This is a genomic window from uncultured Tateyamaria sp., from assembly GCF_947487805.1.
Classification (GTDB): Bacteria; Pseudomonadota; Alphaproteobacteria; order Rhodobacterales; family Rhodobacteraceae; genus Tateyamaria.
Genome location: NZ_CANKXW010000010.1, coordinates 1 through 25,196 on the forward strand (window position 1 = coordinate 1; position 25,196 = coordinate 25,196).

The following is a 25,196-nucleotide window of genomic DNA, read 5'->3' on the forward strand; positions in this document are numbered from 1 at the left end:
CGCCGACGCCGCCACAATCGCAGCCCTCGTCGCATTCCCGGGCATCGTCCTGTGGCTACCATCACTCGCAGGGTGAACCGCTAGAGCATCAACCCCACGCAGATGTGTGTGGAACCCGAGGCGCATTTGCGGTTTAATCCAACGTTAAAGACAAAATAGGGACAAGTGACCGATGTTGACACGACGCCATTTCATCACAACCAGCGCCGCATTGTTTTCAAGCGCGCCCTTGGCGGGGCCGGTCTGGGCCGAGGCAAGTGCGTCGCAGTGGGCCAAATGGGATGCCCGCGTGACGCCTGCAAATTATGATCCGGCCACGTCCAATCCGTGGGGCTTTCACCCGCGTTACCTGCCTCAGCGTGTGCAGGCCAATGACGGCCTGACCCCGGGCGACATCCACGTGGACGCCATCGCCCGCTATCTGTACCACATTCAGGCCGACGGCACCGCGATGCGCTATGGTGTGTCCATCGCGCGCGGGAACCTCTACGAACACGGAACATACACGATCCGTCGAAAGGCCAAGTGGCCCAAATGGACGCCGACCAAGGACATGATCGAACGCGACCCGGCACAGTTTGAACAATATGCAGATGGGGTGCCGGGCGGGCCAACCAACCCGCTGGGATCACGCGCGCTCTATCTTTTTGTGGGCAATCGCGACACCTACCTGCGCATCCATGGCACCCCGCACCCCAAATCGATTGGCGGGCGGGCAAGCTCGGGCTGCGTGCGCATGGTGATGGCACATATCATTGGGCTCTATGATCAGGTGGAACCGGGGGCACAGGCGATCCTGTACCCCGCCGAGGTCACCGCCAGCAGTTAAGAGCTGGCGGGTGCCGTCGCCGTCTCGGTTTGCGCCTTGGTGCAGATCGGGGAGCCGGAGGCCGTGCGTAGTGGCAGCAGTGTGGATTCAACGGGGCCGTTGTGCAGATACCAAAAACAGCCGTCTTCGGGCAGAACCTTGACTTGGCGCAGGTTCTGATTGGGACCGGCAAGGTCCACGACACTTTGTGGCAGTTCGGCGATATAGCCGACCCCGGTGGTTTCGTCGCAGGCGGCGACAAAGACAAGCGTTGCGATCAAGGCGCTGGAACGGATCATCATGGGGCATCCCCTCTTTTTGTGGTCTGCGCTCTGCTGGCGCGTGTTGGCCCATGTGTCGCATTCCTTGGCGAGCGGTGCAATGCGGGTACGTATTTTGTGAGCAGGCGTGCCGCGAAGGCATCTCATCCCCCGGTCGGAGACGGAGACGTCCAGGAAGGTTCAAGATGAAGAGCAAGCTGTCGGTTTTGGGGCTGGGGGGAACGATCTTTGCAGCCCTATGCTGTTTCACACCGATTTTACCCGTGGTTCTGACAGCGCTCGGCCTGACGGGCGTGCTGGGCGTGGTGTATACGGATGCTGTTCTTCTCCCGCTTCTTGCGGGTTTTCTCATTCTCACGGGGTATGCGCTATGGCCGATGAAGTCGCAAAAGTGACGCTGGACTCAACGCTGACCTGTCCAGACTGTGGTCATGTCGAAACGGAAACGATGCCGACGGACGCGTGCCAATGGTTTTACGAATGCAAATCCTGCCACAGCGTTCTGAAGCCGCTTGAGGGCGACTGCTGTGTGTATTGCTCCTATGCGACGGTACCATGCCCACCCATTCAGCAGGGGTCATCCTGCTGCATCTGACGCCGGGTTGTCATAAAATCTTCACTTCAGCCAGCATGATAATTCACATATCCATGAAATATGGAAATTGTGATTCCCAACCAACTGTCCACGCTGGGCCATCCGCAACGGCTTGCGCTGTTTCGGCTGCTGATGCGGCGATATCCCGACCGCGTGCCAGCAACGGAGTTGGCAGATGCGCTCGGGCTAAAGCCCAGCACATTGTCGGCCTATATCAACACACTCATGCAGGCCGGGCTGGTCACACAGGAACGCAGTGGCACGTCTCTGCGCTATGCGGTCGACATGGACGCGGCGCGGGACATGATCGGCTATCTGCTGCACGATTGTTGCCGGGGGCGTCCCGAAATTTGCCTGCCCGACCTTGCGCCAGGCGAGCCCGGGCTTGGCACATTGCCGGACCGAAACTACAGTGTCCTGTTTCTGTGTACAGGCAATTCCGCCCGTTCGATCTTTGCTGAAACCATCCTGCGTGACATGGCCCCGGACCGGTTCGATGTCCATTCCGCAGGCACCCAGGCCCGGTCGGATCTGAACCCGTTTGCGGTTGAAGTGCTGACACAGAAGGGCCACGACACATCCGCGCTGCGCGCCAAGGCGGTTGCAGAATTTCAGGGTGCAGACGCGCCGCAATTCGACTTTGTCTTTACCGTCTGCAATGCCGCCGCGAACGAGGAATGCCCCCCGTGGTCGGGCCAGCCGATCAGCGCCCATTGGGGACTGCCCGACCCTGTGAAGGTCACCAGAACGGACGCGGAAAAGAGCCTCGCCTTTCATCAAACATATGGCGCGCTGCGCAACCGGTTGGCCGGTTTCGCGGCACTGCCCATTGCCTCACTGGACCGGTTGTCGCTGCAAAAGGCGGTCGATGACCTGGGCCAAGTCGATCACAAAGGATCCTGACATGACTGTCTACGCCTTGAACGGCCTTGGCCGTATTGGCAAACTTGCCTTGAAACCGCTTTTGGAACGTGGCGCCCAGATCGCGTGGATCAACGACGCCGTGGGCGATCCGGAGATGCACGCACATCTGATGGAATTCGACACGGTGCACGGACGCTGGCATGCCGACTTTGCCCATGACGCAGAGAGCGTCACCATCGACGGCACGCGCCTGCCATTTGTCGGGACGCGCGAGATTGCGGATCTGCCGCTGGATGGGGTGGATGTGGTCATTGACTGCACGGGCGTTTTCAAGTCCGAGGACGCGCTCGCCCCCTATTTCGACGCAGGCGTCAAAAAGGTCGTGGTGTCGGCCCCGGTCAAGGACGGGAACGCGGCCAATATCGTCTACGGGATCAATCACGACATCTACGACGCGGCCCGCCACCGGATCGTCACCGCGGCCAGTTGCACCACCAATTGCCTGGCACCCGTGGTCAAGGTGATCCACGAGAATCTCGGCATCAAGCACGGGTCGATCACCACGATCCACGACGTTACCAACACGCAGACCATTGTAGACCGGCCCGCCAAGGATCTGCGCCGCGCGCGGTCGGCCCTCAATTCCCTGATCCCGACCACCACGGGCAGCGCCACGGCGATCACGCTGATCTACCCCGAGCTCAAGGGGCGCCTGAACGGGCACGCGGTGCGGGTGCCCTTGCTCAATGCCTCACTCACCGATTGCGTGTTCGAAGTTGCACGCGAAACCACCGCCCAAGAGGTCAACGCGCTGTTTCAGGCTGCCTCTGAAGACGCGCTTGCCGGCATTCTGGGGTACGAGGAACGTCCGCTGGTCTCCACCGATTACACCAACGACACACGGTCGAGCATCGTGGATGCCCCATCGACCATGGTCATCAATGGCACGCAAGTCAAAATCTATGCGTGGTACGACAATGAAATGGGCTATGCGCACCGCCTTGTCGATGTGGCCTGCATGGTCGGGGACAGCCTGTGACCGGCCCGGCCGCGCGGCCCGAGGGTCTTGCGGCCTATGTCGCGGTGACGGCCGCCTACTGGGCTTTCATGCTGACCGACGGGGCGCTGCGGATGCTGGTGCTCTTGCACTTTCACACGCTCGGGTTCTCGCCAGTGCAGTTGGCATATCTCTTTGTTCTTTATGAAATCGCGGGCGTGGTGACCAACCTGTCGGCGGGCTGGATCGCGGCACGGTTCGGGCTGACCTCCACGCTCTATGCGGGGCTGGGCCTTCAGGTGCTGGCCCTTCTGGCACTTGCGCAACTGGACCCCGAATGGGCCGTGGGGGTGTCCGTCGCCTTTGTCATGATGGTGCAGGGGGCCAGTGGTGTGGCCAAGGATCTGGCCAAGATGTCCTCAAAATCTGCCGTCAAGTTGCTGGCCCCGTCGGGCAACGCGGGCCTCTTCCGCTGGGTTGCGGTCCTGACGGGGTCGAAGAACATGGTCAAAGGCTTGGGCTTCCTGCTTGGGGCCGCCTTGCTCGCGATTTTCGGCTTTATATGGTCGGTACTGGTCATGGCGACACTGTTGGCGGCCATCCTGATTGCAGTGGTGATTGCCATGCCGCCCGGCCTGCCGCCGGGCCGCAAGGGCGCGCGGTTGTCCGAAGTGTTCTCCAAATCCGCCAATGTGAATTGGCTGTCTCTGGCGCGTGTGTTCCTGTTCGGTGCGCGCGATGTCTGGTTCGTGGTGGGCATCCCGATCTATTTCTACGCCGTGCTGTCCGATGGGACAGTCGCGGGCAACCGTGCCGCGTTTTTCCTGATTGGGACATTCATGGCAGGGTGGATCATCCTTTATGGACTGGTGCAGGCGAACGCTCCCCGCATCCTGCGGGCGCAGTCCCGGACAGAGTCGGACTTGATCACCTCGGCGCGCCTCTGGGCCTGGGCGCTGGCTTGCGTGCCCGCGTTCCTGACCTGTGCAGCGCTGCTGGCTGGAGGGCCGCAGCCGTGGCTGACGGCGGTGATCGTGGGTGGATTGCTGGCCTTTGGCGCTGTGTTTGCCGTGAACTCCGCGCTGCACTCCTATCTGATCCTCGCGTTCACGCGGGCTGAACGGGTCACGATGGATGTAGGGTTCTACTATATGGCAAATGCCGCCGGGCGGTTGGCGGGCACGGTCCTGTCCGGGCTGACCTATCAGATCGGGGGGCTGCCCGTGATGCTGGCGACGGCCACGGCGATGGTCGCAGGTTCGGCTATCGTTGTTGCGTTTCTCAGACCTGATGCGCCCGAAACCGCGTGACCGCGTTGCCTCAGCCGATCTTCTGACCCTGGCTCCAGGTGCCACGCAAGAGGGCGTTACCCAGCATCCGGCGCACCCGCAGCACGTCGCCCCGCATCCCCACCGCCAGCGTGCCGCGATCGGTCAGACGTGCAGCGCGGGCGGGATTGGACGTCACCGTCGCAATGGCGCGGGGCAGGTCGTCCCAGATCTCGGCCAGACGCACCGCCGACAGCAACAGCGCCGAAGGCACATAGTCCGACGACACGATGTCCAGCAGATCGGCGCGGGCGAGGTCCTCGGCGGCGACATTGCCGGAATGTGATCCGCCCCGGATCAGGTTGGGCGCCCCCATCATCACGGCGATACCGTGGTCGCAGCAGGCCTCCGCCGCCTCGACCGTGGTTGGGAATTCGGCAAAGCCCACGCCGTTCTGCGCGGATGTCGCCACGTGGGCGCGCGTGGTGTCATCATGGCTGGCCAGCACCGCACCAAGGCGCGCGGCTTCGGCAACCGCGCCTGCCTCGTGCTTTTGCCCAAAGCGCGCTTGCAGCCCCAGCAGGTTATCCACATGTGCGGCGAATTCCGCATCGTTCATGCCGCGCTTCTTGGCCACATAGGTCTTGAGCACATCCAGATCGCGAAACTGGCGCTGACCGGGGGTGTGGTCCATCAGGCTGACGATGCCCACGCGGTCATCCGCCCCGAAGGTCGCCAGTTCCTCCAACAGGGTCTCGGAACAGATCTCGGCCCGCAAGTGCAGGAAATGGCTGATCTTGAACACGCCGGCGGCGCGGGCCGCCAGCAACTCGTCCGCCAGTTGCCGGGCATAGTCGATATACCGCCCCTTGCCGCTGTGGATGGAGCCGACGCGCATCGCGTCGAACACCGTCGTGATCCCGGTGGACGCCAATTCCGCGTCATGGGCAATCAGCGCGGGCAGGTGCGGCCAGTCGACCGAGGGGCGCGGTTCGATATGACGCTCCACGTTGTCGGTGTGCAGTTCGATCAGGCCGGGGATCACCAGATCCTGTCGGCAATCCACCGCGCCTGTGGGCACGTGATCGCCTTCGGTGATTGCGGTGATCGTGCCAGCCTCGATCGTGACGGATCCCGTCAGGACACGGTCGGGCAGCACCAGTTGCGCATTGGCCAGGCACAGATCGCGAGGCGTATCGGCGTCCGCCATCGCGGTGTCGGTGGGCAGGGGGAAATGCGAATTCATCTGATGCTCTCGATCTGGCCTTGGGGCGGGCGGAGTGTGTCGGGCATGGTCACACCCCCACGGGTTGAAGCAGGGCGATGGCGCGCGCCACCGTATCATGAAGCGGGCCGTCATTGGACAGGTTGATCACATCTAGCCCGGCAGGCAGCGGTTTCTCGGCCTGCGCAAGGCGGCGGGCGATGTCCGCCTCGCTTTCCCTGCCGCGCAGCGCGAGGCGTCGGGCCAACGTCTCGGGTGCTGCGGTGATGTTGAGCACGGTCACCTTTGGAAACAGGCGACCGACCTCAGCCAACGCCGCGCGCGATAGATTGGCCAGGCAATCCGTGCCCTTGTTCAACTGGTATTTGACCGTAACCGGAATGCCATAGTGCAACCCGTGCGCCTGCCAGTACAGCGCAAAGGCGCCATTGGCGGCCATGACCTCGAATTCCGGCACCGTGACCGGGTCAAAGACCTCTCCGCCCAGACCGAGCGACCGGGTGATGACACGGCGCACCAGATGCGTGCATGGCAGCGCATCATGCAGGCCCGCCATCACGCTGTCCTTGCCAACGCCCGAAGGTCCGACAACTGCGATGAAGGTGCCCTTGGTCATGCGGCCAACCCAGGGGTAAAGCGCGTCACGTCGATCTCCCGGTCACAGACCCGCGCCCGAGCGGCCTCGTCGTGGAAAATGCCGATGATGGCGGCACCGCGCGCCTTGGCCGTTTCGATCAGGCCCAGCACAACCTCGCGGTTGGCGGCATCCAGACTGGCTGTCGGCTCATCCAGCAACAACGCGGGATAGGTGTGGGCAAAGCCGCGGGCGATGTTCACCCGCTGCTGTTCGCCGCCCGAAAAGGTGGTGGGCGACAGCGACCAAAGCCGGTGCGGGATGTTGAGCTGTTGCAACAGCGTTCTGGCGCGCGCCTCGGCCGCCTCTGCGGGCGTGCCCACGGCGCGCAGCGGTTCGGCCACCACGTCAAGCGTCGGCACACGCGGCACCACGCGCAGGAACTGACTGACATAGCCAAGAACCTCGCGGCGCAACCGGATGATCTCGCGTGGCTCTGCCTGCACGATGTCCAGATCGCCGATGCGGATCTGGCCGGCCTGCGCCAGATAGTTGCCGTAGATCATGCGCATCAGCGTGGATTTCCCCGCCCCCGACGCGCCCGTGAGGGCCACACATTCGCCGGGTGCCACGGTCAGGTCCACATCCCGCAGCACTTCGATCACCGCACTGCCCTGGTTGTGCAGGGTAAAGGTCTTGGACACGTCTGTAAGTTGGATCATCGGCTCATACCTGCAAAACGGAGCTGACAAGCAGCTGACTATAGGCGTGCTGGGGGTCATCCAGCACCTGATCGGTCAGGCCGGATTCCACAACATGCCCGGACTTCATCACCATCAAACGATCCGCCAGCAGGCGCACCACGGCGAGGTCATGGGTGACGATGATCGCCGACAGCCCCATGTCGCGCACGAGGCCGCGCAACAGGTCAAGCAGGCGCGCCTGCACCGACACGTCAAGCCCCCCGGTCGGCTCGTCCATGAACACCAAACGCGGGCCGGTCACGAGATTGCGGGCGATTTGCAGCCGCTGTTGCATACCGCCCGAAAAGGTCGTGGGGCGGTCATCGATGCGGGATTCGTCAATCTCGACACGCGCCAGCCAATCGGTCGCCTTGTGGCGGATGTCACCATAGTAGCGCGCGCCAACGGCCATCAGCCGTTCGCCCACATTACCGCCAGCGCTCACGCCCATCCGCAATCCGTCGCGTGCGTGCTGGTGGACAAAGGCCCAGTCCGTGCGGCCCAGCATCCGGCGCTCCGGCTCGGACATGCGCACGGTATCGCGTGGCCCGTCCGCGCGCGTATCGAACACGACCTGTCCGCCATCAGGCGGCTGATGCCCGGCCAGACAGTTGAGCAGGGTGGATTTGCCTGACCCGCTTTCCCCCACGATCCCCATGACTTCACCCGGATAGAGGTCAAAGCTGACATCGGCGCAGCCGATATGCGCGCCGTATCGTTTGGTCACGCCCTGAACGGACAACAAAGGTGTCATGCCGCATCCTTTCCACGGTGGCCTTGGGCCTGCCGCGCTTCGCAATGGTCGGTGTCGGAACAGACAAACATGCGCCCGCCTGCGTCGTCGATGATCACCTCGTCGAGGTAGCTGTCATTCGCGCCGCACATCCCGCAGGGATGATCGGCCTTGGATGCTTCGAACGGGTGATCCTCGAAATCGAGGCTGACGACCTGCGTGTAAGGCGGTAGCGCATAGATCCGCTGTTCCCGGCCCGCGCCGAACAGTTGGATGGCGGCCATGTGGCCCAGTTTCGGATTGTCGAATTTGGGGATTGGCGACGGATCCATCACATAGCGCGCCTCGACCTTGACCGGATAGGCATAGGACGTGGCGATGTGCCCGTGGCGCGCGATATCCTCATAGAGCTTGACGTGCATAAGGCCGTATTCCTCCAGCTCGTGCATCTTGCGTGTCTCGCTTTCGCGCGGCTCAAGAAACCGCAGCGGCTCCGGGATCGGCACCTGATAGACAAGGATCTGGCCTTCGGTCAGAGCGGCCTCGGGGATGCGGTGGCGCGTCTGGATCACGGTCGCCTCTGCCGTTGCCGTGGTCGTGGCGACCTGAGCCGTCCGCTCGAAGAAGCTGCGGATCGACACGGCATTTGTCGTGTCGTCTGCGCCCTGATCGATCACCTTGAACGTGTCTTCGGGCGTCAGGACCGCGGCCGACACCTGCACCCCGCCCGTGCCCCAGCCGTAGGGCATCGGCATCTCGCGGCTGGCGAACGGCACCTGATAGCCGGGGATCGCCAAACCCTTGAGGATCGCGCGGCGGATCATCCGCTTGGTCTGTTCGTCCAGATAGGCAAAGTTGTAGTCGGTCATTCCGCAGCCTCCTGCACCTGATCCGCACCGGCCTCGCGACGCAGCTTGCGCACCAATTCCAGCTCGGACTGGAAATCGACATAGTGGGGCAGCTTGATATGTTCGAGAAACCCCGTCGCCTGAATATTGTCCGCGTGGTAGAGAACAAATTCCGCGTCCTGCGCCGGCGCGCCGACGAAATCCTCACCCAGCTCTTCCCAGCGCAGCGCCCGGTCCACCAGCGCCATCGAAATTGCTTTGCGCTCGGTCTGGCCAAAGACCAGGCCGTAGCCACGGGTGAACTGCGGCGGTTCGGTCTTGGACCCTTTGAACTGGTTCACCGTCTCGCATTCGGTCAGCGTCACCTCGCCGATGTCGATGGCAAAGCCCAGTTCGGGGATCTCCATCTCGACGGGGACCGTGCCAATGCGCAGCTCGCCCACAAAGGCGTGGTTACGGGCGTACCCGCGCTGGGTAGAATAGGCGAGCCCGAGGGCAAACCCTTCGTCCGAGCGGGTCAGCGCTTGCAAACGCAGCGCGCGGTCGGCGGGCATCTCAAGCGGTTCGCGGGTCAGATCAGGGGGTGGTGTGTCGTCGTGCACCGCCTCTTCGATCAGGCCCTCGCGGTTCAGGAACTCGGTCACATGCGGCACATCGCCGGGTTCGGCAACGCGGGATGGTGCGGCGGGCGTCTCCCCCTCGGCGGCGAGTTTGAAATCCAGCAGGCGGTGCGTGTAGTCGAAAGTCGGGCCCAGTACTTGCCCACCGGGCAGATCCTTGAACGTCGCTGAGATGCGCCGGTCGCAGGCCATTGCCCCGGTATCCACCGGTTCCGAAGCGCCAAAGCGGGGCAGGGTGGTGCGATAGGCGCGGATCAGGAAAATCGCCTCGATCAGGTCGCCGCGCGCCTGCTTGATGGCGAGGGCGGCAAGGTCGGGATCATATAGCGAACCTTCGGCCATCACCCGGTTCACGGCAAGGCTCAGTTGCTCGCGGATTTGCGCAATGCTCAGTTCGGCGACATCCCGGTCACCGCGTCGTTCCTCGGCCAGCCACGCGTGGGCATTCTCGATCGCCCGCTCGCCGCCTTTGACTGCAACATACATTCAGGTCACCTGTGTGGTTCGGGGCAGGGCGGCCAGACGGCTGCCACTGGCAAAGATGAAATCGAGGCCCAGCGGGAACAGCGCCGAATTAGCCTGAAACGCCGCAACCTCGGGGAGTGACAGGGCGGCGGTATCCTTGATCCCCGGCCCGGTCAGTGTGGCCCCCTCGGCCTGAAGTTCGGTACATTCGACGATCAGGGTCGCGGACCGGTCAGGGTAATCGGACCGCCCCACAGGGTAAGCCGCGAGCGGCCCCAATGCCTCCCAGGTACCCACCGCGAACATGCACTGCGCCGGGCCAGTGATCGGCGCACCGGTGTGAAAGGCCAGCCAGGACCGCACCGCATCACAATCGGCATCCCCCGCCAGATGCACCGGCGTGTCGGTGTCGCACAGCGTCAACAATACCGCACCTGCGGCAGGGGACAGCGGCGCGGGCGGTGTTGCGCCATGGATGTCGTGCACCGTGCCGGGACGGGCCATCGCCTCCATTACGCTGCGAAAGGCGTGCGCGGATTGAATCGCGGGGTCGGCAAAGCCTCCGGACAAAATATCTGCCTGCATCAGTCTTCTCCCCGGACCATGGTGAAAAAGTCGACCTTGGTGGCCGCGGCCTTGCCCGCACGTGTGGCCTTGGCGGCGGTCATCTCCGCGTCCAGCGGATCCAGCACAGAAGCACGGAGCACAGGTCCCGCATCGGTCTGCATCATTGCATCAACGAGCGCCGCTGCCTCGGCACAACCCTTGCGCCGCCCCTGCACATAGGCGTGCCCGACCTCGCCGGTGGACAGGGTCAGCGCACAGCGCGTGACTGTCATTTCGCCCAGGTTGAAGGGCGCGCCCGTGCCGCCCGCGCGGCCCCGCACCATGGTTGTGCCGATCTCGGGCGCGCGCAGCCACGTAAACGCCGGGCGCGCCTGCGCGGCATCCAGCAGCGCCGCGGCACGGCCTTCGGGCGCGCGGGCCAGCAGGCTCATCCACGTCTTTCGGGCCAAATCATCGTGGGTCGTGTCTTTCATCTCGACAACTGTTCCAGTTCCTATACAACTATACATATCTTACCACATCCGCCCCGACAGAACAGAAGAGATTTGTGAAACTTGCGTGACAGCACCGCCAAAACCCCGATCTGGAAGGCCATCGCCCACGCCCTGCGCGGCGATCTGGCCGAGGGGCGCTATGTGCCCGGCGACAAGCTGCCGACCGAGGCGGCACTGGCCGAACGGTTCGGTGTGAACCGCCATACGGTGCGGCATGGCATCGCCGCGCTGGTGGAGGAGGGGTTGATCCGCACCCGGCGCGGGGCCGGGGCCTTTGTCGCGGGTACGCCGACGGATTATCCAATTGGCGCGCGGGTGCGGTTCCACGAAAACCTTGTCGCTGCAGGGCGCAGACCCGAGAAACGCGCGCTGCACATCGCCGAACGCGCCGCCACCGAAGGCGAGGCGGCGGCCTTGCAGCTGCCACCCGGCGGGCAGGTCTGTGCCTATCACGGCCTGTCGCTCGCCGATGGCCAGCCTATCGCGATCTTCGAAAGCCTGTTTCCTCTGTCGCGCCTGCCGGGCATCACGCGCGCACTGAAAGACACCAGCAGCGTCACGCAGGCCCTGACAGACGCGGGCGTGTCCGACTATACCCGCGCCTCGACCCGGCTGACCGCGACCCGAGCGACGGCGACGCAGGCGCTGCACCTGCACGTGGCCGAGGGTGATCCGCTGTTGCGTTCCACGGGGGTGAACGTGGATCCGGATCGCGCACCGGTTGAATACGGCCGCACATGGTTCGCAGGCGACCGGGTAACCCTGACGCTGGACAGCTAGGTTTCGTATTTTTCGAGGAATGCCCCAGCACTCAGCTTGCGGAAATCCTGGAGCCGGTCGCGCAGCGTCGCGTGGGGCCAGTCCCACCAGGCCAGCGCGATCAACCGGTCCGCGATCTCGGGCGGCTGGCGCAGATGCAGGGGCCGGGCGGGCGTACCTGCAACGATGGTGTAAGGTGCCACGTCCTTGGTCACCACGGCCCCGGCAGCGACGACCGCACCATGGCCCAGCGTGACGTCAGGCTTGATCATCGCGCCCGCGCCGATCCACGTGTCATGGCCAATATGCGCCAGCCGCGACATCCGATGCGCAAAGAAATCCGCGTCGCGAGTCGCATCATCCCAATAGTCATCTGACCGATAGAGGAAATGGTGACAGGCGGCCGTGTCCAGCGGATGATCCGTCGCCCCGATGCGCGAAAAGGCGGCGATGTTCGAAAACTTGCCGATCCGCGCATTGGCGATGTCCGCATAGCGGTCGCAATAACTGTAGTCGCCAAAGGCCGTGTTGGCGACCCGGCTGCCCTTGCCGATCTCGACATAGGCACCAAACGTGCTGTTGCTGATCTCGCAATCCGGGTGGATGACGGGCGCATCTGCTGACAGGCGCGGCATCAGTCCTTGCGCCCGATCAGTTTCCCGCGCAGCCACCCTGAGAACCAGTCCATGAACATCACCATCGCGATGATCAGCACGATGTAATAGGCGACCTCCTCCCAGTCCTTTTGGGTCTGGATGGCCTGCGTCAGCATCAGCCCGATGCCGCCACCGGTAATCGCCCCGATGATCGTCGCGGACCGGGTGTTCGATTCGAGAAAATAGAGGATCTGTGCCAGCAGGACCGGCACCACCTGCGGGATCACGCCAAAGCGGTAGCGTTGCAGCGGCTTGGCCCCGGTTGAGGCGACGCCTTCGATCTGTTTCTGGTCCACGTTCTCCAGTGCTTCGGAAAAGATCTTGCCAAAGGTGCCGGTGTCCGTGATCAGGATGGCCAGCGTGCCGGTCAACGGACCGGGGCCAAAAGCACGGGCCAGAACCACCGTCCAGATCAGCGCATCCACCCCGCGGACAAAGTCAAAGAGCCGCCGGGTCGCGGCGCGCAGCAGCATGATGGGCGAAAACCGTCGGGCCGCCAGAAAGGCCAGCGGCAGCGCCAGCATCGCGGCACCCATTGTGCCCAGAAACGCCATCAGGATGGTCTCGCCGATGGCCCAGGCCACGTCCTTGTGCCGCCACATGGCATTGTTCCACCAATCCGACAGCGCGCCGGTGATGTTGGCGCGCGCAGGGTCGATGCGCGCGCCGAACAGGATCTGTCCGACGCCTTGCCCGTGATAGGGGCTGTCCAGCGTGAACCAGAACAGCTCCCAACCGGGGAAATAGTTGAATACTTCGGTGCGCGCCCCGGTCAGCGTGACGCGCCCCTCGGGCGTGGTGATGCCCACCCGGCGGTCCGATGCCGAGATCCAGTCCGGCAGATCCTCGGGCAGGTTGGTGACAACGCGGCGGCCCTCGGCGCGCGCCTCGATGGGCGGAAAGCCGGGGATGTCGATTTCGGTCCGGTTGTCGGGCAGATAGCGGACGAGGTGACCAGAACCGAGGTCGATGGTCAGGACATCATCGCCGCTGACCCAGTCGGGGCGGGTGCCGTCCGGATACCGTCCCTTGCGCTCGCCCTCGACGGCATAGGTGATCTCGCCCGACCGGTTGTCGCGCGTGACATGGACCTTGTGCGACCAGCTGTCCGAGGCGAGGGTGACGGCATTTTCCAGATTGGCCCGCTGTGCGAGCCCCGGCAGGTCAAAGGCAAAGAAGATATAGGCGAGGTAGACGGCGATGACCGCCGGGATAGCAAAGCCCACCAGCCGCTTGCGCGCGAATTGCCGGTCGGCCGTATGCTTGGCCATGCTCAGATCGGTGGCGGTCATTGGCCCTGTCCTTCGGTCAAACGGTTGCGGTAGCGGCTGGACACCTGGTCAAAGAACACGATCGTGCCGAACAGCAGGATGAAGATCGCGCCCGCCTCGTCAAAGCGGCCGGGGCCCCATGCCATCGCATTGCGCAGCTCGTATCCCAGCCCCCCCGCACCGACAAAGCCCAGGATGGCCGAGGCGCGGATGTTGATCTCGAACCGCAAGAGCGCATAGCTGATGTAGTTGGGCGCCACTTGCGGCAGCACGCCCAGCAACATGCGCTGCGACCACGTGGCCCCGGTAGAGGCCAACCCCTCGACGGGCTTTAGGTCGGCGTTTTCGGCCACTTCCGAGAACATCTTGCCCAAGGCACCGGCCGTGTGGATTGCGATAGCGATCATCGCAGGCACCGGGCCACCGCCCAGTACAAAGATAAGGACAAGCGCGATCACGATCTCCGGCACCGCGCGCATGATGTCCGATATCCGCCGAAAAAGCGGGATCAGCCGCGGCCATCTGGCCAGCCCCCGCGTGCCCAGCAGTGACAGCGCCAGCCCCCCGATCGCCCCGATCAGGGTGGACACGGCAGCAATGTTGACCGTCTCGATCAGGGCCGGGAAATATTTGGCCATCAGCGCGGGCAGATCGGCGCGCTTTTCCCATGCCTCGGACAGCACATCTGCGGGATAGTCCCCGATCTGGTGCAGCCCGTCCCAGAACCCGCCCGCGTTGCGGTCGTCCGCGACGTTGAACCCGGACACCATCAGCACGACAAAGATCAACAGGGTCAGCCCGCCATAGAGCCTGCGCCGCTGCACCTGCGCGACATAGCTCGACTGGATGCTGTCCACGCCCTGCGGTGACTGGGTGAGTGTTATGTCTGCCATCGTGCCCCCGGACAAAAAATACCGGCAGCCCCGAAGGGGCTACCGGACGCTTCATTGAAATGGCTTAGCCACCGATCTTGGCTTTGCGGGCCTCGACGATGGAAATGTATGTGTCATGCGTCACAGGCTGGAAGCCCAGCGTGTCACCCGCCGCCACACCATAGGCGCAGTCGGCATCACGTTCGTGCAGCCCATCGACCAGTGCGGTCATCGTGGCGCGCACATCCGCAGGCAGCGCCTTGCGCAGCACAACCGGGCCTTCGGGGATGACGTTGGATTTCCAGATCTGGACCATGTCGTTCATGTCCACCAGACCCGCATCCACGGCCTTGCGCAGCGCGCCGGAGTTATAGCCGTCTTCCCAGTTGCCCTGACCGTCAGCCCATGTCACGCCGGCGTCGATGTCGCCGTTGTTCACTGCTACGATGGTCTGTTCGTGGCCGCCGGTGAACTTGACCTCACCGAAGTATTCGCCGCTCTCCATGGTGATGCCGTCCTTGTATTGCGGGATCTCGATGGAGGGGATCAGATAGCCGGAGGTAGAGTTCGGATCACCAAAGCCGAACACCTTGCCTTCCATGTCGTCCAGCGATGTCACGCCGCTGTCCTTGCGGGCAAACCCGATGGAGTGATAGCCGATGGAGCCGTCCACGTTGACCTTGATCAGCACAGGCTCGACCGCTTCGGGGTCTTGCAGGTAGGTCGCGGCATAGGACGAGGCACCCAGCCACGCCATGTCGATATTACCACCCAGCAGGCCCTGGATCACGCCGTTATAATCGGCAGGGGCGAACAGCTTGGTTTCGACGCCCAGGGCTTCGGTGGTGTAGTCGGCAAGGCACTGGTAGGAATTCATCCGGTCCTGCGCGTTTTCGCCGCCCAGGATGCCGATGCGGAATTCGGTGATCTCTTCTGCGAATGCGGCACCGCTCAGGGCTGTTGTGGCGGCAAGCGCCAGTGCGAGGGTCTTTTTCATCTGTATCTCCGTTGGGTTGATGAAGGTGGCCCGCGAAAGGCGCGGGTGGTCGCTGAGTCAGACGTAGGCTTCCGCTTCGCGGACCCCTGGTCTGTTCAGTGTTTCGATCTCGGTCGAGGTGGCAGCCTCGGAAAAATCGGCGCCAGCCCCGTAGATGTCGCGCGCCACACCGGTGGTCAGCTGCGCCGGCGTGCCGTCAAAAACGATGCGCCCGTCGCGCATCCCGATCACCCGGTCGCAATAGCGCCGCGCGGTGTCGAGCGTATGAAGGTTGGCGATGACCATGCGCCCGTCTTCTTCGTGGATGGTGCGCAGCGACCGCATCACCACCTGCGCGTTCATCGGGTCAAGGCTCGCGATGGGCTCATCGGCGAGAATGATCTTGGGGTCCTGCATCAGGGCACGCGCAATAGCCACGCGCTGCTGCTGCCCGCCAGACAGGGCTTCGGCCCGTTTGGGCGCCTGTTCGGCAATGCCCAGCCGGTCGAGGATCTCGATGGCGCGGTGGATGTCGGCCTGCGGATATAGGTTGAACAGGGTGGCCATCGTCGACCGCTTGTTCAACGTGCCATGCAGCACGTTCGAGACAACATCCATGCGCGGCACCAGGTTGAATTGCTGAAAGATCATCGCGCATTGCGATTGCCAGTCCCGCTTGGCCGCACCGCGCAGGGCGGTGACGTCCTGCCCGTCAAAGATGATGGACCCGTCGCTGGCATCGCTGAGACGGTTGAGCATGCGCAACAACGTCGATTTGCCCGCGCCGGACCGGCCGATGATCCCGATCATGGTCGGTTGCGCGACAGAAATATTGGCGGCATCAACCGCGATCTTGTCTCCGAACCGTTTGGTCAGCTTGGTGATGTTCAGCATGTCGCCCCCGTGTTTGGAACGGCGAATACGCAGGCCACGCGACAGCTCCGTGACGGTTTTGATTCAGATTTCTAACAGCTTCGCAAAGGAATTGTGACGCCCGCGGCGGGAGCTGTTTTGTCCACAGGACGTCATAAAACTGTTACACTTTGCCAGCGCAGCCGTTAGCCTTGGCGCATGACCCGTTTCATCATATTTGCCCTGTGCCTTGTCCTGCCTGCTCCGTTGCTGGCACAGACCGCGGACGTCACCTGCGACGACCAACATCGGATGACCCGGACCCTGACGCAGGTTCTCGGTGCCGAACGGCAGGGCATGGGGTTGCGCGACCCCGAAACCATGCTTGAGATCTGGGTGACCCAAAGCACCGGCGACTGGGTGATCGTGCAAAGCTATGCCAATGGCACTGCGTGTATCATCGCGATGGGTGAACACTGGGACGCAGTCGCGTCGGGTCCGGCCTGATTCACGGCGTACTACCTTAATGCGTTTGGCAGCCAGAGCGCGATGTCGGGCAGCGCGATCAGGGCAAAGGCCATGGCCAGCATCACCAGAACATAAGGCAGTGCGCCCAGCATCACTTCGTTCAACGAACCTGATTTGCGCGCCCCTTGCACGACATACAGGTTCAGACCGACTGGCGGCGTGATCAGCGCCATCTCGATCAGGACGATCATCAGGATCCCGAACCAGATCACGTCATATCCCTGCGCCAGAACCATCGGCACGATGATCGGGATGGTGACCACCATCAGCGACAGGGTTTCAATGAAAAAGCCGAGGATGATGTACAGCACCACCACAACCATGATGAACCCGACCGGTCCAAGGCCCAGGCCCTGCATGAACGCGGTCAACTCGCGGCCCAGACCAGCCGAGGAGAGGGTAAAGTTGAGAAATGACGCGCCGATGATGATCAGCATGATCATGGATGTGACCTTGATCGTGCCCAACAGGCTGTCGCGCATCATCGTCCAACTGACGCCTCCGAACACCAGCGCGATGACAAGGGCACCGGCGACACCGACGGCGGCGGCTTCGGTCGGGGTGGCCCACCCGCGATAGATCGATCCCACGATCAGACCAAAGAGGATCAGGATTGGCACCAGATCCACCAGCGCCCGCGCCATCTGGACAAAGGGAAACACTCGGCGGGTCCCCCCGAGGTCCGGGCGAATGGTGCAAATGATCGCCGTCACGATCAGAAACGCGAGCGCCAGCCCCAGCCCCGGTACCAGCCCGGCCAGAAACAGCTGCGGGATAGAGGACTGCGTGAGAAAGCCGTAGACGATCAGGTTAATGGATGGCGGGATCATGATGCCCAACGTGCCGCCCGCGGCGATGGCACCCGAAAACAGCTTGGGATCATAGCCCAGTTTTTCGGCCTGCGGCATGGCGACCGTCGCAACCGTGGCCGCCGTTGCCACTGACGATCCGGAGGTGGCCGAGAACATTGTGGCCGTTGCAACATTGGCGTGCACCAGTCCACCGGGCATCCAGCTGACCCACCGGTCAAGTGCTGCATAGGTGCGCGTCGCCACGCCAGAGCGCACGAGGATTTCGCCCAGCAACACGAAAAACGGGATCGCGATCAGCGTAGCCGAAGAGGACGAGGACCAGACCATATTCCCCAGCGCCCGGCTGAGCGGGAAGTTGGAAAAGAACTGGTCGACCCCGAACCCCAGCAGGAACAGGACAACCCCGACCGGGATGGAAAGGGCAAGGAGCGCCAGAAGGCCCGCGGAAACAAAAGTGATCATGTCAGGCTGTCCTGCTCTGCAAATGCGCCGACAAACGGCTCTGTTTCGGCCGCGCGGCCGCGCACCAGCAGGCCAAGCGCCGCAAGCGTGACAAGGCAGCTCACTACCGCGAACCACACCCACCCAGCAAACCACGGCACCTGTACCCACGCCAGCGGGGTCGCCAGCGGCGTGTTGGCGCGGCTGCCGTTTTCGACCGCACGCGCGACCACCGGCCAACACTTGATGGCGATTGTCACGACAACCCCGGACATGACGATCATCGAGAACACGTCAAAAAGGGCCCGCGCCATGGACCCGGTGCGGGACCGGATCAGGTCGATCCGGATATGGCCCAGCTCAAGCAGCGCATAGGACATGCCCCAGGAACTGGCGAGCGCCATCGCATAGCCCGCCAGCTCTTCGGAGCCGCCAAATGACGCATGGACCTGACGCAGTGCAATATCCGCGACCACAAAGGCCGCCATGCCCAGCAACCCCAGACCGACCGCCAGCGCGATGACCCGGTTCAGCCTGCGAAGCGTATTGATCAACGCCAGTTCCATGATGTTCATGTCCCCTGTTTGTCTCGTTACTCGATAGTCACGCCGACGACCTGGCCGACCGACGCGTTCCAGCGCTGGGCCCAGTCTCCGCCGGCGCGCGCCGCCCAGTCGGGCAACACTTCACCGATGAGGATATCGCGCGCCTTGTCGAAATCAGCGTCCGCAATCTCGACCAGCGTCATATCGCGCGCCTCCCCGGCGGGGCAGGCGCCATTGCCGGTCAGGCAGGCGATGTCGTTGACCAACGCATCCTGCGCACTGGCCCATGCAGGTTCCTCGAACCCCTGCGAAATCTGGGTCCTGATCACAGCCTGCGTGTCGGCGCTCAACCCGTCCCACTTGTCTGCATTCATGGCCGTGACCACGTGGTCCCAACCGCCCAGAGGGATCGGCAGCAGATGTGTGGACACTTCCCACCATCCGGCGGAATACCCCGACCCGGCACCGGTCACGGCACAGTCGACAACTCCGTTCTGCAACGCGCCGGGCACTTCGGAGAACGACACGTTCACACCTTCGGCCCCGAGCGCCTCGAGAAACAGTGCCGTCATCCGGCCAGAGGCGCGCACCTTGAGGCCCGCAAGATCGGAAAAGCTGCCGATCTCGGCGTTACAGAACACGACCTGCGGGGGATAGGGCGCAATGGCCAGCACCTCGGCATTGAACCGCGCGCGGTAGATGTCAGACACCATCGGGCGTGCGGCATCGACCATGGCGCGTGCCTCGTCCGCGGTCAGTGCCAGCAGCGGCACGTCCAGCCCTTCCAGTTCGGGCGCGTCGCCCACGGCATAGTCGGCAACGGTCATTGCCACGTCATAGACGCCCTGACCCAGCAGCGGGTAGATCTCGGACAGGCCCAGACCCATCTGGTTGTGCGTCGTCAATTCGACATTGAAATCCCCGGCAGCGGGCAGTGTTTCGGTCCAGAACGGCGCTTCATAGCTCTTGTGCAGCGGCAGGCTGGACCAGCTGCCGACAACCGACAGGTCCTCGGCCAATGCAGGTGCAGCAAGCGCCGTGGTTGCGGCCAGCAGGGTAAATGTGCGTTTCATGTTTTCACTCCTAGTTGGTTTGCGTTCTTGTAAATCGTGGTCTCCGCGTCCTCGGGGATGTCCGTGATCAGCATGTGACCGGGCGCATGGGTGATGCAGAGCGGCAGCCGTGCCGCGCGCAAGACGTTCTGGGGTGTCACCCCGCAGGCCCAGAACACTGGTACCTCACCGGGCCGTATATCGACCGGATCACCGTAATCCGGCTGGCCCAGGTCCGCGATCCCGATGGCGGCCGGATCCCCCACCGCGATCGGCGCGCCATGGGCCTGCGGATACCGCGCACTGATGGTGCGGGCCGCGTCGATCTGATCTGCATGCAACGGGCGCATGGTCACGACCATCTGGCCCGAAAACGGCCCTGCCGGCGTCAGATCAATATTGGTGCGGAACATGGGCACGTTGCGCTGCATCTCGATATGGCGCACCGATATACCCGCCCGCATCAGCGCGTTTTCAAAGGTGAACGAACAACCCAGCGCCACGGTCACCAGATCCTGTGTCCACAACGCGGAGATATCCGTGACCTCCTCGGCAAAGGCACCATCCCGAAACACCCGGTAGCGGGGCACATCGGTGCGGATATCGATATCCTGTCCCAAAGTGGGCAACATCGGGTCGCCTGTATCTCCCACACCCACGAGCGGGCAGGGCTTGGGATTTCGCTGGCAGAACCGCAGGAAATCCAGCGCATCAGCTTGGGGCAGAATGGCGAGATTGCACTGCAACATGCCGGGTGCCTGCCCGGCCGTGTGCCCCTGATGCGCCCCCGACCTGATGCGCGCGCGGATCTGGCCTGCGGTGCTGTGATGCGATGACATGGCTGCCTCTTGTTCGTGTCACGTTACTGTCACACGAGACGCAGCATTCACTCAAATTATCATTTTTTATCTTAACTGAGAGATTTCTTGAAACTAGTTCGGATGGGCGTCATGCCATTGGTGCGCCACGTCCCGAGCAATTTCCGCACTGTTTTCAACAAGAAGGCTGCGCGGCTCTGCCAGGTAAGAGGCCGTGAATTCCAGCGGTGGTGGGACAAAGCCGGGATCGAACTCTTCCACCTCGCCCGCCTCGAGGTGCGGCACGGCCAGAACGCGCGGGTAGGGACCAACCGCGATTCCCGATGCGATCATCTTCAGGCTGGCAGACAGGGACGCGGACGAAAACACGCGCGATTTGGGCCCCACCCGCTGGGCCAGTTCCGATGTCAGTTCGCGATAGGGGCGGGTCTGGCTGGAATAGGAAATGATCGGGATATCCGACAGATCCACCGCGCCCAGCTGTCTCGATTTGTACCAGTGCAGGTCGAACCGCGGCAGATCCACATTACTGACGGAATAGTCCGACACCGGCCCCATCAGAAAGGCAAGGTCGAGCCGCCGTTCCAGAATGGCCGTCCGCAAATTCAGCGATATGTCCACGGTCAGGTCCACATTGACCTGCGGAAACCGCGCGCTGAAGGCCTGAATGAAGGACGGCAGCCACGCCTGCGCAATCGTCTCCGACGCACCGACACGGAACAGCCCCTCAGTCTCCGCCGGGTTGGCCACACGGTATTTGATCTCTTCTTCAACGAACAGCATCTGCTCTGCATAGCCCAGCAGCTGCTGTCCCTTCTTGGTCAGGACCAGCGCGCCGGGGCCACGTTCAAAAAGCCGCGCCTGCAAGGTGTCCTCAAGGTTGGAAATCCGCGTCGACACCGCCGGTTGCGACAGGTGCAGCCGATCCGACGCCTTGCGAAATCCGCCCAGCCGGGCGACCCAAAGGAATGTGCGAAGTTGTTCAAAGGTCATGGACATCCAAAACATCTATCGGACTAGGCTGCATATGATCAATGGGGCCACGGCCAGAGGGGCTGGACCCTGACCGGCCGGGTGCAGTATGTGTCCCCACATCCGCAAATCCCATGGATCTCGCAATGCACCACGCCCTCTCCACCAAGGCCGCGACCCTGTCCGTCGCACCTATGATGGATTGGACGAGTTTTATCTTTAATTCAATCAGTTGATGTGCGTCGTGTGCGCTGTATGTGCAACATGATTTCACCTTATGGCGTGCTCTGTCCGACGTTTGCCGATTATGTGGTTTTGTTCATATCAAGCGACGGGTGGCCTGAAACGATCTGGGAACTTTCAGGGCTTTGAGATGTGAGGTGATCACTCATCTTGCGATGTGATTTTTAGCCATTCGGGAAGTGACGGTTGACATACCGCACTTCGGGCATTTCGCGAAATATCAATTGCTGACCATCAAAACCCATTTCGTCAGCACATCTGTGGCCCGCGAAAAGTCATCAAACTCCATGGCCTCGTCGGGGTTGTGGCTGCCATTTCGGTTACGGATGAAAATCATTCCGGAGGGAACCCCAAGGCTTGCGAAGGTTGCGCAGTCGTGGCCTCCGCCTGAAGGTATTTCCATATGCGCAATGCCACACGCGTGCGCCGCAGCGATCAGCCCCTGTTGTATGTCGCGCGACATCGGGGACGCCGCAGCTTGCGTGCTGGTGCCCAGATCGATATCGACCCGGCGCCGCGCGGCGATATCCGACGCCTGGCTGTGCAGGAACGCTGCAAAACGGCTAAGGAGGGCCTCGTCCTGGCTGCGCACATCAAGTGTGAACGTCACAAGGCCGGGAACCTTTGTGATGCCGTGCTGAAGAGGGTCAGTGGAGAATTCGCCGATGGTCAGAACCATGTCCTCTCCGGCAACTTCGGCGGCCTGCCACCATTCCTCAAGCGACGCCACCAGTTCAACACCGGCAAGCACGGCATCGCGGCGTCTGCAACGGGGCACACCGCCTGCATGGGTGGTTTCGCCTGTGATCCGGGCAAAGCGATGGCGGATGTTGCCACGGATACCTGTAACGATACCGATCGGAATATCTGCGTCGACCAGGACCGGTCCCTGCTCTATGTGCACCTCAACAAAAGCCTTGATCTTTTGTGGACCAAGCTGTGGTTTGCCGTCTCGGATGGCCTGAGGCTCAAATCCCGCCTCTTCCATATGATCTGCAAGAGTGCGCCCCGTATCTGATCGACGTAGTTGATCAGGCGCTTCCGGTGGTAGCAGACCAAAGGCCGCACGGCTGCCGAGATAGTGGGTGGGGAACCAGATCATCTCTTCCGCGCGGATCACCATCAGTATGACATCGCAGCGCAACGGTGGCCCCTCAGCAAGTCGTTCCAGCATAACAAGTCCTGCCAACACGCCTGCTGCGCCGTCGAAATTACCCCCATGCGGCACACTATCCAGATGCGAGCCGGTCATCAAAACCGGTGCATTTTGGTCTTTGCCCGGCAGCGTGACGTAGAGATTGCCGACCGCATCGGTGTGATGGATCAGGCCGATCGCCTCTGCCTCTCGCCGGATCATCGCGTGTGCTGCGGTTTCGATAGTGCCAAAACTGGCGCGGGTCACGCCGGGCGCATCCGCGCTGATTTCGGCCAGTTCTGCGAACAGGCGTTCGGCACGGGCGAGGGCGCTCAAAACAGCGCCTCCGGGATCACCAGGACGATCTGAGGCCAGAGGATAATCAATCCGACCATCATCAGCATAGCGGCGACAAAGGGCAGGATGCCCCGGTAAACATCGGCGAGTTCTCCACGTCCACGGACCCCCTGTACCACATAAAGGTTCATGCCTACAGGCGGTGTGATCAGGGCCAGTTCCATCATGATGACCAGAAAAATGCCGAACCACACCGGATCGATGCCCAGATGCAGGATCACCGGCATGACGATTGGAATAGTCCCCACCATCATCGACAGGGTTTCCAGAAAGCAGCCCATGACCAGATAGAACAGAACCAGGATCAGGATCATCTCGGTCGCATTCAGGCCAAGGGCCGTGACAGCGCGGCTCATCGCCTGGGGGACGCCCAAAAGACCCACGATGAAGTTCAGGAAAAAGGCGGCCGTGATGATGAAAAGCAATATGGCCGAGGTTTTGATCGTGGCAATAAAGGCCGCATGCAGCATGGAAAAGCTAAGCGCGCGATTGGCGGCGGCGAGGAAGAACGCCAGCACCACACCCAGTGCTGCAGCCTCGGTGGGGGTCGCCCAGCCGCCATAGATTGCCCCCATGACGACGACGAATATGCCAAGAGGTGGCAGCAGAAAACGCAAACGGCTCAGGCGTTCGCTCAGGGGCGGTGTTTCGCTCACACGTTCTGCAAGCGACGGGTTCCACAGGGCCGCGGCGGCAATGATGACCATGAACAGCACCGTCAGCAGAACGCCAGGCAGGATGCCGGCTGCAAACAATTGTCCGATCGACGTATTGGTCAGCGCGCCATAGATGATCAGGTTCACTGAGGGCGGGATCAGAATGCCAAGGGTCGCTCCGGCTGCGATGGTCCCCAGCACCAGCGGTTCATGGTAGTCTCGGCGTTTGAACTCATCCAGCGCGACGGTGCCGATGGTGGCGGCTGTCGCGACCGAAGACCCTGAAACAGCCGAAAACATTGCGCAGGCACCGATATTTGTGTGCAGCAGTCCGCCGGGCAGGCGGCTCAGCCAATCGTTGAGGCTGGCATACATGTTTCGCGTGATACCAGCGCGCAGCAGTAGTTCTCCAAGCAGTATAAAAAGCGGAATGGTGGTCAGCAGAAAATCATTCATAACCGCCCAAAGGTTGGTGCCGAAGGATAGCAAGACGGGTGGGCCGAAATAGACCAATGCGCCCAGGACGCCGGTCGCCAACATAGCGATTCCTACATGCAGGCCGATGAACATCAGACCTAACATGATTACAAATCCGATGGTGGCCCCTGTCAGGTCAATCATCGCCGTGCCTCTTCGATTTCTTCTGCCACCGATGGCGGCGCCAGAAGCCGATCAGCTGCCTCCAGCCCGTGGCGCAGGGCCAAGACGCCGCGTACAGCCGTCCAGAGTGCAGACAGTCCAAAAAGACAAAGGCCCGCCATCCAGAGCGATTGCGGGATCCATAAAGGAACCTGAAGCGGGCTGGACGAGACGGACCCGAAGGTCAGACTGTCATTCAGTGTTCGCCACCCCATATAGCCCATAAAGGCCGCCCCCAGCCCCAGGGCCACGTAAGACAGCAGGTTGAGCCCCGCCTGGACAGGCCGGGGCAAGCGCAACAAAAGCACATCGATCCGTGTATGGGCGCGTTCGACCGCAGCGAGGGCCATGCCGAAGGTCCCCGTGACCGCAACGACATAGCCGCCGATTTCATCCACGCCCTGTAGCGAGTGATTGAACAGCTTGCGCGCAAAAATCTCGAACACAATGAGAAAGGACAACCCGAGACAGGCATATCCCCCCAATATTCCAATGAGCCGCATGTCAGGTCCTTTATGTGGGTGCGCCCG

Annotated in this window: 30 protein-coding genes; 8 read left to right on the forward strand and 22 right to left on the reverse strand. The window is 62.4% G+C overall.

What is annotated here, in order from left to right; genetic code table 11:
* The first annotated feature begins 172 nt into the window (after nt 1–172).
* Nucleotides 173–829: a L,D-transpeptidase gene (locus tag Q0949_RS18780; RefSeq protein WP_299376057.1), complete on the forward strand. Its 657-nt coding sequence runs from the start codon at nt 173–175 to the stop codon at nt 827–829.
* Here Q0949_RS18780 and Q0949_RS18785 read toward each other — a convergent pair.
* Complete coding sequence (locus Q0949_RS18785) at nt 826–1,110, reverse strand: hypothetical protein (protein WP_299376062.1); 285 nt, start codon at nt 1,108–1,110, stop codon at nt 826–828. The two genes, Q0949_RS18780 and Q0949_RS18785, sit on opposite strands and share 4 nt — an antisense overlap.
* Nucleotides 1,111–1,274: 164 nt before the next feature.
* On the opposite strand from Q0949_RS18785, the gene merF reads away from it, so the two are divergent.
* The 5 genes from merF to arsJ are packed head-to-tail and all read left to right on the forward strand — an operon-like array spanning nt 1,275 to nt 4,855.
* A complete protein-coding gene (gene merF, locus Q0949_RS18790) occupies nt 1,275–1,484 on the forward strand; it encodes a mercury resistance system transport protein MerF (protein ID WP_299376065.1) in 210 nt (69 codons plus the stop codon).
* On the forward strand, nt 1,460–1,684 hold the full coding sequence (locus Q0949_RS18795; protein WP_299376067.1) for a GDCCVxC domain-containing (seleno)protein: 225 nt from the start codon (nt 1,460–1,462) through the stop codon (nt 1,682–1,684). The genes merF and Q0949_RS18795 overlap by 25 nt, the downstream gene beginning before the upstream one ends.
* 60 nt (nt 1,685–1,744) lie before the next feature.
* Nucleotides 1,745–2,587 carry a helix-turn-helix domain-containing protein gene (locus Q0949_RS18800; RefSeq protein WP_299376070.1) on the forward strand — a complete coding sequence of 281 codons (843 nt, stop codon included), beginning with the start codon at nt 1,745–1,747 and terminating at the stop codon, nt 2,585–2,587.
* Between the two features lies 1 nt (nt 2,588).
* Nucleotides 2,589–3,587: an ArsJ-associated glyceraldehyde-3-phosphate dehydrogenase gene (locus tag Q0949_RS18805; RefSeq protein WP_299376073.1), complete on the forward strand. Its 999-nt coding sequence runs from the start codon at nt 2,589–2,591 to the stop codon at nt 3,585–3,587.
* The gene (gene arsJ / locus Q0949_RS18810; protein WP_299376076.1) at nt 3,584–4,855 is read left to right on the forward strand and encodes an organoarsenical effux MFS transporter ArsJ; all 1,272 of its coding nucleotides are present in this window, start codon (nt 3,584–3,586) and stop codon (nt 4,853–4,855) included. Before Q0949_RS18805 ends, arsJ begins: the two co-directional genes overlap by 4 nt.
* Nucleotides 4,856–4,865: 10 nt before the next feature.
* On the opposite strand, the gene Q0949_RS18815 is transcribed toward arsJ, so the two are convergent.
* From Q0949_RS18815 to phnG, 8 genes are all read right to left on the reverse strand, one after another.
* On the reverse strand, nt 4,866–6,023 hold the full coding sequence (locus tag Q0949_RS18815) for an alpha-D-ribose 1-methylphosphonate 5-triphosphate diphosphatase (protein WP_299376520.1): 1,158 nt from the start codon (nt 6,021–6,023) through the stop codon (nt 4,866–4,868).
* Between the two features lie 85 nt (nt 6,024–6,108).
* A complete protein-coding gene (phnN, locus tag Q0949_RS18820) occupies nt 6,109–6,654 on the reverse strand; it encodes a phosphonate metabolism protein/1,5-bisphosphokinase (PRPP-forming) PhnN (RefSeq protein WP_299376079.1) in 546 nt (181 codons plus the stop codon).
* On the reverse strand, nt 6,651–7,334 hold the full coding sequence (gene phnL / locus Q0949_RS18825) for a phosphonate C-P lyase system protein PhnL (protein ID WP_299376082.1): 684 nt from the start codon (nt 7,332–7,334) through the stop codon (nt 6,651–6,653). Before phnL ends, phnN begins: the two co-directional genes overlap by 4 nt.
* 4 nt (nt 7,335–7,338) lie before the next feature.
* The gene (gene phnK, locus Q0949_RS18830) at nt 7,339–8,109 is read right to left on the reverse strand and encodes a phosphonate C-P lyase system protein PhnK (protein WP_299376085.1); all 771 of its coding nucleotides are present in this window, start codon (nt 8,107–8,109) and stop codon (nt 7,339–7,341) included.
* Nucleotides 8,106–8,957, reverse strand: a complete 852-nt coding sequence (locus tag Q0949_RS18835) for an alpha-D-ribose 1-methylphosphonate 5-phosphate C-P-lyase PhnJ (protein WP_299376087.1) — start codon at nt 8,955–8,957, stop codon at nt 8,106–8,108. The genes phnK and Q0949_RS18835 overlap by 4 nt, the downstream gene beginning before the upstream one ends.
* Entirely contained in the window at nt 8,954–10,042 is a 1,089-nt protein-coding gene (locus Q0949_RS18840; RefSeq protein ID WP_299376090.1) for a carbon-phosphorus lyase complex subunit PhnI, read from the reverse strand. The genes Q0949_RS18835 and Q0949_RS18840 overlap by 4 nt, the downstream gene beginning before the upstream one ends.
* A complete protein-coding gene (gene phnH / locus Q0949_RS18845) occupies nt 10,043–10,606 on the reverse strand; it encodes a phosphonate C-P lyase system protein PhnH (protein WP_299376093.1) in 564 nt (187 codons plus the stop codon).
* Entirely contained in the window at nt 10,606–11,061 is a 456-nt protein-coding gene (gene phnG / locus Q0949_RS18850) for a phosphonate C-P lyase system protein PhnG (RefSeq protein WP_299376096.1), read from the reverse strand. Before phnG ends, phnH begins: the two co-directional genes overlap by 1 nt.
* 81 nt (nt 11,062–11,142) lie before the next feature.
* On the opposite strand from phnG, the gene phnF reads away from it, so the two are divergent.
* Nucleotides 11,143–11,862 (forward strand): phosphonate metabolism transcriptional regulator PhnF, encoded by a 720-nt coding sequence (gene phnF, locus Q0949_RS18855; protein ID WP_299376099.1) that lies wholly within the window; start codon nt 11,143–11,145, stop codon nt 11,860–11,862.
* On the opposite strand, the gene Q0949_RS18860 is transcribed toward phnF, so the two are convergent.
* The 5 genes from Q0949_RS18860 to phnC form a co-directional block, all read right to left on the reverse strand.
* A complete protein-coding gene (locus Q0949_RS18860) occupies nt 11,859–12,476 on the reverse strand; it encodes a DapH/DapD/GlmU-related protein (RefSeq protein WP_299376102.1) in 618 nt (205 codons plus the stop codon). The two genes, phnF and Q0949_RS18860, sit on opposite strands and share 4 nt — an antisense overlap.
* Nucleotides 12,476–13,789, reverse strand: coding sequence for a phosphonate ABC transporter, permease protein PhnE (gene phnE, locus Q0949_RS18865; RefSeq protein ID WP_299376105.1), 1,314 nt, complete (start codon nt 13,787–13,789; stop codon nt 12,476–12,478). The genes Q0949_RS18860 and phnE (Q0949_RS18865) overlap by 1 nt, the downstream gene beginning before the upstream one ends.
* Nucleotides 13,786–14,661, reverse strand: coding sequence for a phosphonate ABC transporter, permease protein PhnE (phnE, locus tag Q0949_RS18870; protein WP_299376107.1), 876 nt, complete (start codon nt 14,659–14,661; stop codon nt 13,786–13,788). The genes phnE (Q0949_RS18865) and phnE (Q0949_RS18870) overlap by 4 nt, the downstream gene beginning before the upstream one ends.
* A 64-nt stretch (nt 14,662–14,725) precedes the next feature.
* On the reverse strand, nt 14,726–15,637 hold the full coding sequence (gene phnD, locus Q0949_RS18875; protein WP_299376109.1) for a phosphonate ABC transporter substrate-binding protein: 912 nt from the start codon (nt 15,635–15,637) through the stop codon (nt 14,726–14,728).
* A 57-nt stretch (nt 15,638–15,694) separates the two neighbouring features.
* A complete protein-coding gene (phnC, locus tag Q0949_RS18880; RefSeq protein WP_299376111.1) occupies nt 15,695–16,510 on the reverse strand; it encodes a phosphonate ABC transporter ATP-binding protein in 816 nt (271 codons plus the stop codon).
* A 177-nt stretch (nt 16,511–16,687) separates the two neighbouring features.
* Between phnC and Q0949_RS18885 the strand changes: the two genes are divergently transcribed.
* A complete protein-coding gene (locus Q0949_RS18885; protein WP_299376114.1) occupies nt 16,688–16,975 on the forward strand; it encodes a hypothetical protein in 288 nt (95 codons plus the stop codon).
* Between the two features lie 11 nt (nt 16,976–16,986).
* Here Q0949_RS18885 and Q0949_RS18890 read toward each other — a convergent pair whose 3' ends face one another.
* The 8 genes from Q0949_RS18890 to Q0949_RS18925 form a co-directional block, all read right to left on the reverse strand.
* On the reverse strand, nt 16,987–18,270 hold the full coding sequence (locus Q0949_RS18890) for a TRAP transporter large permease (RefSeq protein ID WP_299376116.1): 1,284 nt from the start codon (nt 18,268–18,270) through the stop codon (nt 16,987–16,989).
* On the reverse strand, nt 18,267–18,824 hold the full coding sequence (locus Q0949_RS18895; RefSeq protein WP_366524061.1) for a TRAP transporter small permease: 558 nt from the start codon (nt 18,822–18,824) through the stop codon (nt 18,267–18,269). Before Q0949_RS18895 ends, Q0949_RS18890 begins: the two co-directional genes overlap by 4 nt.
* Before the next feature lie 17 nt (nt 18,825–18,841).
* Entirely contained in the window at nt 18,842–19,867 is a 1,026-nt protein-coding gene (locus Q0949_RS18900; RefSeq protein ID WP_299376119.1) for a TRAP transporter substrate-binding protein, read from the reverse strand.
* Nucleotides 19,864–20,685, reverse strand: a complete 822-nt coding sequence (locus Q0949_RS18905; RefSeq protein WP_299376121.1) for a putative hydro-lyase — start codon at nt 20,683–20,685, stop codon at nt 19,864–19,866. Before Q0949_RS18905 ends, Q0949_RS18900 begins: the two co-directional genes overlap by 4 nt.
* A gap of 93 nt (nt 20,686–20,778) precedes the next feature.
* Nucleotides 20,779–21,657: a LysR family transcriptional regulator gene (locus Q0949_RS18910; RefSeq protein ID WP_299376524.1), complete on the reverse strand. Its 879-nt coding sequence runs from the start codon at nt 21,655–21,657 to the stop codon at nt 20,779–20,781.
* A gap of 442 nt (nt 21,658–22,099) precedes the next feature.
* Nucleotides 22,100–23,350 carry a Zn-dependent hydrolase gene (locus Q0949_RS18915; RefSeq protein ID WP_299376124.1) on the reverse strand — a complete coding sequence of 417 codons (1,251 nt, stop codon included), beginning with the start codon at nt 23,348–23,350 and terminating at the stop codon, nt 22,100–22,102.
* Entirely contained in the window at nt 23,347–24,648 is a 1,302-nt protein-coding gene (locus Q0949_RS18920; protein ID WP_299376127.1) for a TRAP transporter large permease, read from the reverse strand. The genes Q0949_RS18915 and Q0949_RS18920 overlap by 4 nt, the downstream gene beginning before the upstream one ends.
* Complete coding sequence (locus tag Q0949_RS18925) at nt 24,645–25,169, reverse strand: TRAP transporter small permease (protein WP_299376130.1); 525 nt, start codon at nt 25,167–25,169, stop codon at nt 24,645–24,647. The genes Q0949_RS18920 and Q0949_RS18925 overlap by 4 nt, the downstream gene beginning before the upstream one ends.
* Nucleotides 25,170–25,196: the final 27 nt, after the last annotated feature.